Source organism: Pantoea sp. GCM10028869 (assembly GCF_042666835.1).
Lineage (GTDB): Bacteria > Pseudomonadota > Gammaproteobacteria > Enterobacterales > Enterobacteriaceae > Pantoea > Pantoea leporis.
Genome location: NZ_JBHTGO010000013.1, coordinates 1 through 15,882 on the forward strand (window position 1 = coordinate 1; position 15,882 = coordinate 15,882).

A 15,882-nucleotide genomic window follows, 5' to 3' on the forward strand; every position below is an offset into this window, starting at 1 on the left:
ATGGTGGTACAGCACAAAAGTGGGGGTGATCGACCTGAAGAAAAAGTCGATCACCATGGGTAAAGGATGTTAAAAAGTGTTCACCATGTCCCCGAACACCTGTCTACCATGTCCCCGGACTGTACAGCGGGAGAGGGCGGGGGTGAGGGCGTCCTTCAAACTACCCCTTATTACTATTCCGCATAACACACCGTTTTTTATTATTTGTTGCGATGACACCAACTTCATAACATGGACGAAACAGGGGCAGGAATCAGGAGAAAAGGGTGTGAATTTCCAGCAACTTAAAATTATACGTGAAGCGGCCCGTTGCGAGTTCAACCTGACCGAAGTGGCGAATACGCTGTTTACCTCCCAGTCCGGAGTCAGCCGCCATATTCGCGATCTGGAAGATGAACTGGGCGTGGAAATCTTTATTCGTCGTGGCAAGCGACTGTTAGGCATGACCGAACCGGGCAAGGCGCTGCTGACCATTGCTGAGCGCATCCTTGATGAAGCGGGCAAAGTACGCCGCTTAGCGGATGTGTTTACCAATGAAACCAGCGGCGTGCTGACCATCGCCACCACGCACACCCAGGCGCGTTACAGCCTGCCGCGCGTGATCAAAGCGTTTCGCCAGCTCTATCCCAACGTGCGCCTTGAGCTCAATCAGGGATCGCCGCAGGAGATCGTCGCCATGCTGTTGGCCGGTGAAGCAGATATCGGTATCGCCTCCGAGCAGCTAGTGAACAACAGCAGTCTTGCCGCGTTCCCGTGGTTCAGCTGGCATCACTCGCTGCTGGTGCCGCACGATCATGAACTGTTACAGCAGCAGCCCATTACGCTCGCCAGCCTGAGCCGTTATCCGTTAATCACTTATCGTCAGGGCATTACCGGCCGTTCTCGGGTGGATCGGGCATTCCAGGCCGCTGGTCTGCGCCCGGATATCGTGCTCAGCGCGCAGGATTCTGACGTGGTGAAAACCTACGTTGAACTCGGTCTTGGCGTGGGGATTCTCGCCGATCAGGCGTGCGATATTTACGAAGGGGAAGATCTGGTAAAAATCGATACCCATCATCTGTTCGATGCCAATACCGTGTGGCTCGGCCTGAAGCGCGGCCAGCTGCAACGCAATTACGTTTGGCAGTTCCTCGAACTCTGTAACGCCAACCTGTCGCTGGAGGAGATCAAGCGGCAGGCGCTCTCCTACGAAACCGAAAACGAACCGGCCATCGACTTCCAGATTTAAGCCAGCACGGTGCGGCGCAACCCGGCCGCACCGCCTCGCAACCGCGTTCCCGCTTTCATCCCCGCCCTGAAATGTGCTAAAGACAAGGGCATTTCCCGCACATCAGGAGCAAACATGATCAGGCTACGCGCTATGACGCCACGCGACATCGATTCCGGCGTTGCCCTCACGCAGCAACTGCACTGGCCGCATCGCCGCGAAGACTGGCAGCAGGCGCTGACGTTCGGCGCAGGCACGGTGGCTGAGCATCAGGGCGACTACGCCGGCAGCGCGCTGGGGTTTCGCTGGGGCGAGCAGGCGGCCACCATCGGACTCGTCATCGTCAGCCCACGCTGGCAAGGGCAGGGCATTGGTAAACAGTTGATGCTGGCGCTGCTGGAGCAATTCCCTGATTACCACCTGCGGCTGCACGCCACCGAGAGCGGCAAACCGCTGTATCAGAAACTCGGTTTTGCGGTAACGGGCCAGATTCTGCAGCATCAAACGCGCGCGCTGGCGGCGGTGCCAGCGTTGACGGTGCCAGCCGGTTTCACGCTGCGTCCCGCGCTGCCCGCAGAGGCACAACCGTTGACCACCTTCGATCACCAGGCGCACGGCCTGTGGCGCCCCGCGTTAATCACTCACCTGATTGAAGATGCACAAACCCGGATATTGCTGGATGCGCAGCAGCGCGTGCAGGGCTTTGCCAGCCTGCGCCGTTTTGGTCACGGCTGGTCGATTGGCCCGGTGATTGCGTTGAATCTGGCGAGTGCGCAAACCTTGATTGCCGCCCTGATGCAGACGCTGCACGGCGAATTTGTGCGCATCGATACCGACGCCGCGTTACCGCTGGCACCATGGCTGAAAACCCTGGGTCTGGAGCAGGTGGATGCGCCCACCATCATGGTGCGCGGCACGCCGTGGATGCCGCAGCCCGGCGCGATGCAGGCTTATGGGTTGATGACGCAGGCAATGGGGTGATGTCGGATGAAGAGGGGATCGCTGCCGCGGCCGTCGCGGCGGATGCGGTGTACCGTGATCGCCGCGCAACGTAGCGGCGCGATTTATCGCGCAATGCCAGCCGGTGCGCAATGCCAGCCGGGGCGCGGTGCCCGAAGGTTCTGAGTAGGTAAACAACAAAAAAAAGCCACCGAATTTCGGTGGCTTTCCAGACAGATAATAGAGGATCTAACCGTTAAATCAGCTCGGTTTTCACCCCCTGCTGCACCAGCAGTTCCGCGTCATCGCCGTGGCTGTACACCTCATACTCCACCCCCGCAACCGTCACGGTGCCTTGCTGATGCTGCCACTCGCTGATATCGCTGCCTTCCGGCAAAATATCTTTCAGCTGCACCACATCGCCGGCATCGCCGTTTACCATCAGCTGGGTTTTACCGTCTTCGATAAACAGATCTTTTTCGCCGTAATGCAGCAGCGCATCCAGATCGATTTTCAGCATATTATCCCCGCTGCCACGAATATCAAAAATCTCCACCGACTGAACCTCTGCTTTATGCTGAGATAAATCGAGCAGCTGATCTTTACCGGTTAATTGCAGAGTATCCACCTGCGTTTCACTGCCGGTAATAGCGTGATCGGTTAATTGGTCGACTCCGTCGAGGAAGTGGACGATGTTTTCGGGGTCATCTACTAACTGTGCCGAAGTGCTTGGTGGCGTAACAATAGTATATATATTATCGAAAACGAATTGATCAGCCGGTGATATAAACACCAAGTTCAATCTTCCAGTGTGGGTTCCATCAAAATCGTTCTCATAACTATCACGATCAACATGAATCGCCTCGCCAGGTTTAATAGTATAAGTTTTCGAGAAACGGGAGTTTATGCTAAATCGGAATGTTGAATCTGTGGTTCCTCTATTATATACATCGAAACCAATATCTATAATCTTACCGCCTTGGAATTCTAGTTCGCCCCGATTCGGGACAAGGCAATGCTTTCCAAAATAATCAGGAGCCCCATCTGGCTTTTGTATAATATAAGCACTCAATACATCTGGTTGACGTGGGTCCCCCCAAACAAGTCCACAATTCCCGTTAAAAAGAATTCCTGCACCGTAACGCGGACCTAAATACATATCTTCAAAATCGACAATTCCTTTTCTACCTGAATAATCCTTCGTAATATTTAGCTCAAACGATTCCCCCCAATTTCCCGCTCCGGATTGCTTCACTTGGAAATCCCAGTCGCCTTTCGCCAGCGCCGTATCCGGCGTCCAGCTCCACTTACCATCCGCACCCGCCTTCACGCTGTAGGTTTTTTCACCCGAAGCATGCTGTGCACGGATCATCACCACGCTGTCTGCTGGCGCGGTGCCGCGCAGGGTTGGCGTCTGGTCATCGGTGGTGTCACCGCTGGCGAGGCTGCCGGTCTCGGCACCGAAATCATCAAATGCATCGGTAATTGTCGGCGCGGGATCGGTGTAGTTCAGAATAAAGCTCTCTGACCAGTCGCTTTGGCCGTTGCTGTTCTCTACGTACGCGCGGAAGTGCCAGTTGTCGCTGTGGTCCAGCGCCGGCGACGTCCACTCCCAGGTGCCGTCCGCTTTCACCACCGCGCTGCCCACGTTCACCCACGGCTTATCCCACGGGCCGTTCTGGAAGTGAATGATGCTGCCCGCCACGCCACGCCCGCGCAGGGTTGGCGTGCTGTCATCGGTGTAGCCCTCGCTCTTGACGCTGCCCGTAACCGGACCGACGTCGTCAAACGCATCGACGATGACCGGCTTGTCAGGCGCTGCCGCAACGTATTTCACCACGAACTTGTTGCTCCACGCGCTGTAGTGATCGCCGTTCTGCGCCCGGGCCTGGAAGTCCCAGGTGTTGCTGCTGCTCAGCGCCGGTGAAGTCCACTCCCAGGTGCCGTCGGCTCTCACCACGGTGCTGCCCACTGGCTCCCACGGCACGCCCGGCGGGCTGCTCTGAATGTGGATGATGGTGCCAGCCACGCCTTTGCCGCGCAGGGTCGGCGTGCTGTCGTCGGTGGTGTCACCGTTCTGCAGGCTGCCGGTCTGGGCACCAAAATCATCCAACGCATCAATAATGATCGGCGTCGGATCGGTGTAGTTCAGAATAAAGCTGTCTGACCAGTCGCTTGTGCCGTTGCTGTTCTCTGCACAGGCGCGGAAGTGCCAGTTGTCGCTGTGATCCAGCGCCGGCGACGTCCACTCCCAGGTGCCGTCGGCTTTCACCACCGTGCTGCCCACGTTCACCCACGGCTTATCCCACGGGCCGTTCTGGAAGTGAATGATGCTGCCCGCCACGCCGCGCCCGCGCAGGGTTGGCGTGCTGTCATCGGTGTAGCCCTCGCTCTTCACGCTGCCGGTCACCGGACCGACGTCGTCAAACGCATCGGTGATGGTCGGCTTGTCAGGCGCCGCCGCAACGTATTTCACCACGAACTTGTTGCTCCACGCGCTGAAGTGATCGCCGGTCTGCGCCTGGGCCCGGAAGTCCCAGGTGTTGCTGCCACTCAGCGCCGGTGAGGTCCACTCCCAGGTGCCGTCGGCTCTCACCACGGTGCTGCCCACGGTCTCCCACGGCACGCCCGGCGGGCTGCTCTGAATGTGGATGATGGTGCCGGCCACGCCTTTGCCGCGCAGGGTCGGCGTGCTGTCGTCGGTGGTGTCACCGTTCTTCAGGCTGCCGGTCACCGCGCCAAAATTGTCCCAGGCATCGTCGATGGTGGGCTGCATATCCAGCGCCGGATCGATGGTCAGCTTAAAGCTGCTCCAGCCGTTCTGGCCGCTCTTCTGCACCTCAAAGGTCCAGCTGCCTTTCGCCAGCCCGGACGGCGTCCACGACCAGTTGCCTGCATTGTCCACGCTCACCGTGGTGGAGGCGTAGCTGCCGCCGTCCATTTTGTAGCGCAGCGTAATGGTGCTGTTGGCCGGGCCGCTGCCGCGCAGAGTCGGCGTGGTGTCGTCGGTGGACGCGCCGCTGCTCAGGCTGCCGGTCACCGGACCCGCGTTGTCGAACGCGCTGTCGATGCTGGCGTTGCGATCCGCGTTGGAATCGATGGTCAGCTCGTAGCGGCTCCAGTTTTCCTGGCCGTCCTTCTTCACCTCAAAGGTCCAGTGTCCGTCCTCCAGATCTGGCGCGGTCCACGTCCAGTTACCGCTGGCATCCACTTTAATAATGATGCCGCCGCTGCGGTCGCCATTGCTGTACTTCAGCGAGATGCTGCTGTTGGCCGGGCCGGTGCCGCGCAGCGTCGGGGTGCTGTCGTCGGTGGTCCCGCCGTTGGCAATGGTGCCGGTCACGGCGCCAAAGTCATCCCAGGCGCTGGTGATCACGGCATCGCGGTCCACGGTCGGGTCGATGGTCAGCGTAAAGCTGCTCCAGCCGCTCTGGCCGGCCTTCTGCACCTCAAAGGTCCAGCTGCCGTTGGCCAGCGCGGACGGCGTCCACGTCCACTTGCCGTTGCCGTCCACGCTTACCGTGGTGCTGGCGTAGCTGCCGCTGCCAAGCTTGTAGCGCAGGGTGATAACGCTGTTGGCCGGGCCGCTGCCGCGCAGGGTTGGCGTGCTGTCGTCGGTGCTGCTGCCGCTGCTCAGGCTGCCGGTCACCGGGCCGACGTTATCGAGCGCGCTGTCGATGGTCGGGTAGCGATCGAGGTCCGGATCGATGGTCAGCTGGAAGCTGCTCCAGCCGTTCTGGCCGGCCTTCTGCACCTCAAAGGTCCAGCTGCCTTTCGCCAGCGCGGACGGCGTCCACGACCACTTGCCGCCGCCGTCCACGAACACCGTGGTGGAGGCGTAACTGCCGCTGCCAAGCTTATAGCGCAGCGTGATGGTGCTGTTCGCCGGGCCGCTGCCGCGCAGGGTTGGCGTGCTGTCGTCGGTGCTGCTGCCGCTGCTCAGGCTGCCAGTGTTCGGACCGAAGTCGTCCCAGGCACTGTCGATGGTGGCGTTGCGATCGGCGGTGGAGTCAATGGTTAGCTCATAGCTGCTCCACTGAGACTGCCCGCTTTTCTTCACCTCGAAGGTCCAGTCGCCGTCCGTCAGCGCCGGTGCGGTCCACGTCCAGTTGCCACTGCTGTCTACCTTGATCGTGCCCTCAAACAGGGTGGCAAGGTGGAAGTAGCGCAACAGAATGGTGCTGTTGGCCGGGCCGGTGCCGCGCAGGGTGGGGGTGGCGTCGTCGGTGATGCCGCCGTTGGCGATCAGGCCGGTATTCGCGCCAAAGTCATCCCAGGCGCTGTCGATAGTCGGCTTGCGATCCACGGTAGGATCGATGGTCAGCTTATAGCTGCTCCAGCCGCTCTGGCCGTCCTTCTGCACCTCAAAGGTCCAGCTGCCGCTGGCCAGCGCATTCGGCGTCCACGTCCAGTTGCCGCTGGCGTCCACGCTCACGCTGTCGGTGTTGTAGCCACCGCTGCCGAGCTTATAGCGCAGGGTGATGACGCTGTTGGCCGGGCCGGTACCGCGCAGGGTTGGCGTGGCGTCATCGGTGACGCCGCCGTTGGAAATAACGCCTTTGACGGCACCAAAATCATCATAGGCGCTGTCAATGGTCGCGTTGCGGTCCAGGGTCGGATCGATGGTCAGCTGGAAGCTGCTCCAGCCGTTCTGGCCGTCCTTCTGCACCTCAAAGGTCCAGCTGCCTTTTGCCAGCGCGGACGGTGTCCACGACCAGTTACCCGCGTTGTCCACGCTCACCGTGGTGGAGGCGTAGCTGCCGGTGCCGAGCTTATAGCGCAGCGTGATGGTGCTGTTGGCCGGGCCGGTGCCGCGCAGCGTCGGGGTGCTGTCGTCGGTGGTCCCGCCGTTGGCAATGGTGCCGGTCACGGCGCCGAAGTCATCCCAGGCGCTGTTAATCACGGCATCGCGGTCCACGGTGGGATCGATGGTCAGCTGGAAGCTGCTCCAGCCGCTCTGGCCGCTCTTCTGCACCTCAAAGGTCCAGCTGCCTTTTGCCAGCGTATTTGGCGTCCACGACCAGGTGCCGTTTACGTCCACGCTCACCGTGGTAGAGGCATAGCTGCCGCCGTCCAATTTATAGCGCAGCGTAATGGTGCCGCTGGCCGGGCCGCTGCCGCGCAGGGTCGGCGTGGTGTCATCGGTGCTGCTGCCGCTGCTCAGGCTGCCGGTCACCGGGCCGACGTTGTCGAACGCGCTGTCGATGGTGGCATTGCGATCCAGGTTAGGATCGATGGTCAGCTTAAAGCTGCTCCAGCCGCTCTGGCCGTCCTTCTGCACCTCAAAGGTCCAGCTGCCTTTCGCCAGCGTATTTGGTGTCCATGACCAGTTGCCGCTGGCATCCACGCTCGCGCTGTCGATGGTGTAGCCACCGTTGCCGAGCTTGTAGCGCAGGGTGATAACGCTGTTGGCCGGGCCGGTACCGCGCAGGGTCGGCGTGGTGTCGTCGGTGGTCGCGCCGCTGCTCAGGCTGCCGGTCACCGGTCCGACGTTGTCGAGCGCGCTGTCGATGGTCGGGTAGCGGTCGAGGTCCGGATCGATGGTCAGCTGGAAGCTGCTCCAGCCGTTCTGGCCGGCCTTCTGCACCTCAAAGGTCCAGCTGCCTTTCGCCAGCCCGGACGGCGTCCACGACCAGTTGCCTGTGTTGTCCACGCTCACCGTGGTGGAGGCGTAGCTGCCGGTGCCGAGCTTGTAGCGCAGCGTGATGGTGCCGTTGGACGGGCCGCTGCCGCGCAGGGTCGGGGTGGTGTCGTCGGTGCTGCTGCCGCTGCTCAGGCTGCCCGTCACCGGGCCGACGTTGTCGAACGCGCTGTCGATGCTGGCGTTGCGATCCGCGTTGGAATCGATGGTCAGCTCGTAGCGGCTCGCGCTTTCCTGACCGTCTTTCTTCACCTCAAAGGTCCAGTGTCCGTCCTCCAGATCTGGCGCGGTCCACGTCCAGTTCCCGCTGGCGTCCACTTTAACCATGATGCCGCCGCTGCGGTCGCTGTTGCTGTACTTCAGTGCGATGCTGCTGTTGGCCGGGCCGGTGCCGCGCAGCGTTGGCGTGCTGTCGTCGGTGGTCCCGCCGTTGGCAATGGTGCCGGTCACGGCGCCGAAGTCATCCCAGGCGCTGTTGATCACGGCATCGCGGTCCACGGTGGGATCGATGGTCAGCTGGAAGCTGCTCCAGCCGCTCTGGCCGGCTTTCTGCACCTCAAAGGTCCAGCTGCCGTTGGCCAGCGCGGACGGCGTCCACGTCCACTTGCCGTTGCCGTCCACGCTTACCGTGGTGCTGGCGTAGCTGCCGCTGCCAAGCTTGTAGCGCAGGGTGATAACGCTGTTGGCCGGGCCGCTGCCGCGCAGGGTTGGCGTGGTGTCGTCGGTGGTCGCGCCGCTGCTCAGGCTGCCGGTTACCGGGCCCGCGTTATCCAGCGCGCTGTCGATGGTCGGGTAGCGATCGAGGTCCGGATCGATGGTCAGCTGGAAGCTGTTCCAGCCGCTCTGGCCGGCGTTCTGCACCTCAAAGGTCCAGCTACCCTTCGCCAGCGTATCCGGCGTCCACGACCAGTTGCCTGCATTATCCACGCTCACCGTGGTGGAGGCGTAGCTGCCGCTGCCCAGCTTGTAGCGCAGCGTAATGGTGCTGTTGGCCGGGCCGGTGCCGCGCAGGGTTGGCGTGCTGTCATCGGTGGACGCGCCGCTGCTCAGGCTGCCGGTTACCGGGCCGACGTTGTCCAGCGCATCGGTAATCACCGGTCCGGCGGCAGCAACGTACTTCAGAATAAATTTCCCGGTCCAGCCGCTGATAACGTCGCCGTTTTGCGCCTTCGCGTGAAACTCCCAGGTGCCGTTTTTGCTCAGCACCGGTGAGGTCCACTCCCAGGTGCCGTCCGCTTTAACGACGGTGCTGCCCACATTAACCCAGGAGCTGCCCGCCAGGCCGTTCTGGAAGTGGATGATGGTGCCGGCCACGCCGGTACCGCGCAGGGTTGGCGTGTTGTCATCGGTGGTGTCACCGCTTGTCAGGCTGCCGGTTACCGCGCCAAAGTCGTCCCAGGCGCTGTCAATGGTTGGCTTCAGGTCCAGCGCCGGATCGATGGTCAGCTTAAAGCTGCTCCAGCCGCTCTGGCCGTCCTTCTGTACCTCAAAGGTCCAGCTGCCTTTTGCCAGCGTATTTGGCGTCCACGACCAGTTGCCGTCTGCATCCACGCTCGCGCTGTCGAGGGTGTAGCCACCGTTGCCGAGCTTGTAGCGCAGGGTGATAACGCTGTTGGCCGGGCCGGTACCGCGCAGAGTCGGCGTGGTGTCGTCGGTGGACGCGCCGCTGCTCAGGCTGCCGGTTACCGGGCCCGCGTTGTCCAGCGCGCTGTCGATGGTGGGGTAGCGATCGAGGTCCGGATCGATGGTCAGCCGGAAGCTGCTCCAGCCGCTCTGGCCGGCCTTCTGCACCTCAAAGGTCCAGCTGCCTTTTGTCAGCGCGGACGGCGTCCACGACCAGTTGCCTGCGTTGTCCACGCTCACCGTGGTGGAGGCGTAGCTGCCGCCGTCCATTTTATAGCGCAGGGTGATAACGCTGCTGGCCGGGCCGGTCCCGCGCAGGGTTGGCGTAGTGTCATCGGTGGACGCGCCGCTGCTCAGGCTGCCGGTCACCGGGCCCGCGTTGTCCAGCGCGCTGTCGATGCTGGCGTTGCGATCGGCATTGGGATCGATGGTGAGCGTAAAGCTGCTCCAGTCCATCTGACCGCTCTTCTTCACCTCGAAGGTCCAGCTGCCGCTGGCCAGCTCCGGCGGCGTCCACGACCAGTTGCCGCCTGCATCTGCTTTTATGCTGGCGCTGTCATAGCGGCCGTCGCCCAGGGTGAAGCGCAGGATCACCAGGCTGTTGGCTTCGGCGCGACCGTGCAGCGCTGGCGTGCTGTCGTCGGTCCTGCCGCCGCTGCCGAGGTTGCCGGTCACGGGACCGAAATCATCCACCGCGTAATCGATGACGGGCGCAAAGCCGCCGTCGCTTTCAGAAACAATGATCAGATCGAAACTGTCGTTCCAGTGCGTCTGCCCCAGAGATTTGACGTCGAACGACCACTGGCCGGCGGCCAGCCCGGTGCCCGGCGTCCAGCTCCAGCGGCCGGTGCTGTCGGCGTCAACGGTGACGGAGGCAGCAGCGCCGCCCGCCAGCGTATAGCGGATCACCACCTGGCTGTTGGCTTCCGCCCGGCCCTGGAAGGTGGGCGTGGCGTCGTCGGTGATGGCGCCGCTTTCCAGCAGGCCGGTGGCATCGCCGAAGTCGTCGATAACCGTTTCAAAGCGGGTGCGCAGGGCAATATCGGACGGGCTGACGATCTCCAGCTCAAACAGCGCCGAGGCGACGTCGCCGGTGCTGGCCTGGAATTCATAGCGGCCGGCCGGCAGGTTGCTGCCCGGCGTCCAGCTCCAGGTGTCGCCGCTGAGGGTGGCGGTGGCGCTGCCGGCCCAGGTCGGGCTGCCGGCGAGGCGGTAATAGACGATAACGGTGTCAGCGGCGGAGACCTCGCCGCGCAGGGTCGGCGTGGCGTCGTCGGTGAGCGCGCCGTTGCCGAGCGCGCCGGTGAAGCTGCCCGCGTCGTCAAACGCATCGGTAATGGTAACCGTGACGTTGTCGCCGGCAATCACGATGTCAAACGCCGCCGAAGGCGCGCCGGCGCGCAGTTGCTTACCAAAGGTCTCTTCGGCCATCAGGCGCAGGCTGTTAATGCCGTCTTTTAAGTCCTGCGATGGCTCCATCACCCACTTGCCGGTGACCTTGTCCGCCACCGCGCTGCCGATTTTTTCATTTTTGTCGTTGAGCAGGTAAACGGTGCTGCCTTTCTGCGCGATGCCGGTCAGCGTCGGGCGTTTGTCGTCGGTGGCCTTGCCGGCGTCAAAGCTGCCGGTCACGACGCCCTGGTCGTCGTAGAGGTTAATCAGCTCCGGCGCGTCCGGCGCGGTGGTATCCACAATCATGGTGCCGAGCGTCGGCGGGTTGCGGTTGCCGGCATTGTCAAAGTGGCGGATGGAGAAGCTGTACTCGCCGTCGGCGTAGGGCGTCGGCGCTTCCCAGCGATAAAAGCCTTCATCGTTTACCGGGACGCGGAAGGTGTCGGTGCCGATGACCAGCTCAATAAAGCCGCCGGGCTCCAGCTTCTCTTTGTTCCCAAACACCAGTTTGCCGTCGGCGCTTTCAAAGTAGAGGGTCTTGCTGCGGGCCAGCGGTTCGATGGCGGCCGGTGCGGCCTCGCTGACCGGCGCGGCGGCGGCGTCACCGGTGTGTTCAACCTGCGCGCTGCCGTTGCCGGTAATGATGTTGAACGGCGCAGACGGCGTGCCGGCGCGCAGCTGTTTACCAAAGGTCTCTTCGGCCATCAGGCGCAGGCTGTTGCTGCCGTCTTTCAGGTCCTGCGCCGGCTCCATTACCCACTTGCCGGTGACCTTGTCCGCCACCGCGCTGCCGATTTTTTCATTTTTGTCGTTGAGCAGGTAAACGGTGCTGCCTTTCTGCGCGATGCCGGTCAGCGTCGGGCGTTTGTCGTTGGTGGCCTTGCCGGCGTCGAAGCTGCCGGTTTTGTCGCCCTGGTCGTCGTAGAGGTTCAGCAGTTCAGGGGCGGCGGGCGCGCTGGTGTCAACAATCACGGTGCCGAGCGTCGGCGGGTTGCGGTTGCCGGCGTTATCAAAGTGGCGGATTGAGAAGCTGTAGTGGCCGTCGGCGTAGGCGGAAGGCGCTTCCCAGCGGTAAAAGCCTTTGTCGTCTACGGGGACGCGGAAGGTGTCGGTGCCGATGACCAGCTCAATAAAGCCACCGGGCTCCAGCTTCTCATTGTTACCAAACACCAGCTTGCCGTCGGCGCTTTCAAAGTAAAGGGTCTGGCTGCGTGCAAATAAATCAATCATAAGGATCGTCCATAATGTGTTGTCAATGTAAGTGCGGCGCGGTTTACACGACATCGCACAGCGGCGGGAATGGTAGAGCAGCGTGTTACGGACTCGTATCAAGAACCGTCTGCAAAGGAGGAAAACTCCTGGTGGATCGGAGAGAGAGAAAAGGGGGAAGGGCCGGGCGGGCGTATACGGCCAGATGAGTTAACCGCAGCTGCAGAGGCTGGCCGTGTAATGCCCGCCGGGGCACGGTGCCGGCACGTTCTGAGTGGCTAAACAGCAAAAAAAAGCCACCGAACTTCGGTGGCTTTCCAGACAGATAATGAATGATCTAACCGTTAAATCAGCTCGGTTTTCACCCCCTGCTGCACCAGCAGTTCCGCGTCATCGCCGTGGCTGTAAACCTCATACTCCACGCCCGCGACCGTAACCGTGCCCTGCTGATGCTGCCATTCGCTGATATCGCTGCCTTGCGGCAGAATATCTTTCAGCTGCACCACATCGCCGGCATCGCCATTGATCATCAGCTGGGTTTTACCGTCTTCGATAAACAGATCCTTTTCGCCATAATGCAGCAGCGCATCGAGATCGATTTTCAGCGTATTATCCCCGCTGCCGCGAATATCAAAGATCTCCACCGACTGAATCTCTGCTTTATGCTGAGATAAATCGAGCAGCTGATCTTTGCCGGTTAATTGCAAGGTATCCACCTGCGTTTCACTGCCGATGATGGCGTGCTCGGTTAATGCGTCGACGCCGTCAAGGACGTGGACGAGGTTTTCTACATTATCCACGAAAGGTCTAAATGTGTTAGGGCTGTATTCAATATATAAATTATCTATATAAAGTTCATGCATGTAAGGCTGAAACTTAAAGCTTATATGATATATTTCAGGCTGTAGGGACTTATCTTCAAAATAATCTTGCATATTTAGCGACAAAACTTCCCCAGCTTTTATGATAATCGTAAAGTCCTGCGGGTTACCCGCTTTTTTGTATGATATATAAAAGCCTTCTATTCTAATGTCATAATTTGCTCTGTTCCAAATGTCACATTTGAAATTATCGTACAGACGAGTACCTGTGACAGTAGAGTATCCTACGGCGGCTTTAGTAGCTTCTCCTATAACAAAACATTTATCTCCAAAAATATCAGGCGCATCATCTGGCGTGTCAACTACATGAGAGAATTTTTGATCTCCCATAAAATCAAGTAGAAGGAAAGCATAGTTATCCTCAAACCAATACTGATTTCCAGGGTTAACATCACCCGCATTAAATTCCTCAAAATCAATTATTGAACTTTTAACAGGGCCTCTATCCAAATTCAATTCGAATGTTTGACCCCAGCTTTCCGCGCCGGATTTTTTTACCTGGAAATCCCAGTCCCCCTTCGCCAGCGCCTTATCCGGCGTCCAGCTCCAGTTACCATCCGCACTGGCTTTCACGCTGTAGATTTTCTCACCCGACGCATGCTGTGCACGGATCATCACCACGCTGTTTGCCAGCGCGGTGCCGCGCAGGGTCGGCGTCTGGTCATCGGTGGTATCACCGCTGGCGAGGCTGCCGGTCTCGGTACCAAAATCGTCAAACGCATCGGTGATAACAGGCGCGCCAGGCGCTGCCGCGACGTATTCCACTACGAATTTGTCGCTCCACGCGCTGTAATGATCGCCGGTCTGCGCGCGGGCCTGGAAGTTCCACGTATTGCTGCTACTCAGCGCCGGTGAAGTCCACTCCCAGGTGCCGTCGGCTTTCACCACGGTGCTGCCCACGCTCGCCCACTGCATACCCGAGAGGCATCTCTCGATGTGGATGATGGTGCCGGCCACGCCACGTCCGCGCAGGGTTGGCGTGCTGTCGTCGGTGGTATCACCGTTCTTCAGGCTGCCGGTGACCGCGCCAAAATTATCCCAGGCATCGTCGATGATGGGCTGCATATCCAGCGTCGGATCGATGGTCAGCTGGAAGCGGCTCCAGTCGCTCTGGCCAGCTTTCTGCACCTCAAAGGTCCAGCTGCCTTTCGCCAGCGCGGACGACGTCCACGTCCATTTGCCGCTGCCGTCTACGTTTACGGTGGTGGAGGCGTAGCTGTCGTTACCAAGCTTATAGCGTAGCGTGATGACGCTGTTAGCCGGGCCGCTGCCGCGCAGGGTTGGCGTGGTGTCATCGGTGGTGGCGCCGCTCGCAAGGCTGCCGGTCACCGGACCCGCGTTGTCGAGCGCGCTGTCGATGGTGGCGTCACGGTCCGCGTTGGAATCAATGGTCAGCTCATAACTGTTCCATTTGTAATCCCCCTGTTTTTTCACCTCAAAGGTCCACTGGCCGTCAATGAGCTCTGGCGCAGTCCATGTCCAGTTACCGCTGGCGTCAACGTTGATGGTGTCTTCATACATGGTGGCCAGGCGGAAATAGCGCAGCAATATCGTGCTGTTCGCCGCGCCGGTGCCGCGCAGGGTCGGCGTACTGTCATCGGTGGTGCCGCCATTGGCAATAAGGCCGGTGGTGGCACCGAAGTCATCCCATGCGCTTTCAATGATCGGCTTGCGGTCGGCGGTAGGTTCGATGGTGAGCTGGAAGCTTTTCCAGTCGCTCTGACCGGCCCTCTGCACCTCAAAAGTCCAGCTGCCCTTCGCCAGCGCATCCGGCGTCCAGCTCCAGTTGCCGCTGGCATCGACACTGACGCTGGTCGTAGTGTAGGTGCCGCTGCCGAGCTTATAACGTAAGGAGATCACGCTGTTGGCCGGGCCGGTACCGGAAAGGGTTGGGGTGGCGTCATCGGTGATACCACCACGCGCGATCAAGCCTTTCACTTCACCAAAATTATCATAGGCGTAGTCAATAGTCGCATTGCGATCCACGGTTGGATCAATGGTCAGCGTAAAGCTACTCCAGCCGTTTTGGCCGGGCTTCTGTACCTCAAAGGTCCAGCTGCCCTTCGCCAGCGTATTCGGCGTCCATGACCAGTTGCCGTCTGCATCCACGCTCACGCTGTCGAGGGTGTAGCCACCGTTACCGAGCTTGTAGCGCAGGGTGATAACGCTGTTGGCCGGGCCGGTGCCGCGCAGGGTTGGCGTGGTGTCATCGGTGGTCGCGCCGCTGCTCAGGCTGCCGGTCACCGGACCGACGTTGTCGAACGCGCTGTCGATGCTGGCGTTGCGGTCCGCGTTGGCATCAATGGTCAGCTCGTAGCGGCTCGCGCTTTCCTGGCCGGTCTTCTTCACCTCAAAGGTCCAGTGTCCCTCCTCCAGCTCTGGCGCGGTCCACGTCCAGTTCCCGCTGGCATCCACTTTAACCATGATGCCGCCGCTGCGGTCGCCGTTGCTGTACTTCAGCGTGATGCTGCTGTTGGCCGGGCCGGTGCCGCGTAGCGTCGGGGTGCTGTCGTCGGTGATCCCGCCGTTGGCAATGGTGCCGGTTACGGCGCCAAAATCATCCCAGGCGCTGGTGATCACGGCATCGTGGTCCACGGTCGGGTCGATGGTCAGCGTGAAGCTGCTCCAGCCGTTCTGGCCGGCCTTCTGGACCTCAAAGGTCCAGCTGCCGCTGGCCAGCGTATCCGGCGTCCACGTCCACTTGCCGTTGCCGTCCACGTTTACTGTGGTGCTGGCGTAGCTGCCGCTGTCGAGCTTATAGCGCAGGGTGATGACGCTGTTGGCCACGCCGGAGCCGCGCAGGGTCGGCGTGCTGTCGTCGGTGGTGTCGCCGCTGCGCAGCGTGTCGGTCACCGGGCCCTCATTATCCAGCGCGCTGTCGATGGTCGGGTAGCGATCGAGGTCCGGATCGATGGTCAGCGTGAAGCTGCTCCAGTCGTTCTGCCCGGCTTTCTGCACCTCAAAGGTCCAGCTGCCTTTTGTCAGCGTAT

The 15,882-nt window shown here is 60.7% G+C and carries 5 protein-coding genes; 3 read left to right on the forward strand and 2 right to left on the reverse strand.

Annotation, left to right across the window (positions count from 1 at the left end; translation table 11 throughout):
• The 3 genes from ACFQW4_RS22460 to ACFQW4_RS22470 form a co-directional block, all read left to right on the forward strand.
• On the forward strand, window positions 1-73 hold a 73-nt coding region (locus ACFQW4_RS22460), incomplete at its 5' end, for a hypothetical protein (RefSeq protein ID WP_225614602.1).
• Window positions 74-268: 195 nt separating this feature from the next.
• Entirely contained in the window at window positions 269-1,228 is a 960-nt protein-coding gene (cbl, locus tag ACFQW4_RS22465; protein WP_101762578.1) for an HTH-type transcriptional regulator Cbl, read from the forward strand.
• A gap of 114 nt (window positions 1,229-1,342) precedes the next feature.
• Window positions 1,343-2,188 (forward strand): GNAT family N-acetyltransferase, encoded by an 846-nt coding sequence (locus ACFQW4_RS22470; RefSeq protein ID WP_377727746.1) that lies wholly within the window; start codon window positions 1,343-1,345, stop codon window positions 2,186-2,188.
• A 214-nt stretch (window positions 2,189-2,402) separates the two neighbouring features.
• Here ACFQW4_RS22470 and ACFQW4_RS22475 read toward each other — a convergent pair whose 3' ends face one another.
• Together ACFQW4_RS22475 and ACFQW4_RS22480 are read right to left on the reverse strand one after the other, a co-directional pair.
• Window positions 2,403-12,032 (reverse strand): Ig-like domain-containing protein, encoded by a 9,630-nt coding sequence (locus tag ACFQW4_RS22475; RefSeq protein WP_377727749.1) that lies wholly within the window; start codon window positions 12,030-12,032, stop codon window positions 2,403-2,405.
• Window positions 12,033-12,355: 323 nt separating this feature from the next.
• On the reverse strand, window positions 12,356-15,882 hold a 3,527-nt coding region (locus ACFQW4_RS22480; RefSeq protein ID WP_377727752.1), incomplete at its 5' end, for an Ig-like domain-containing protein.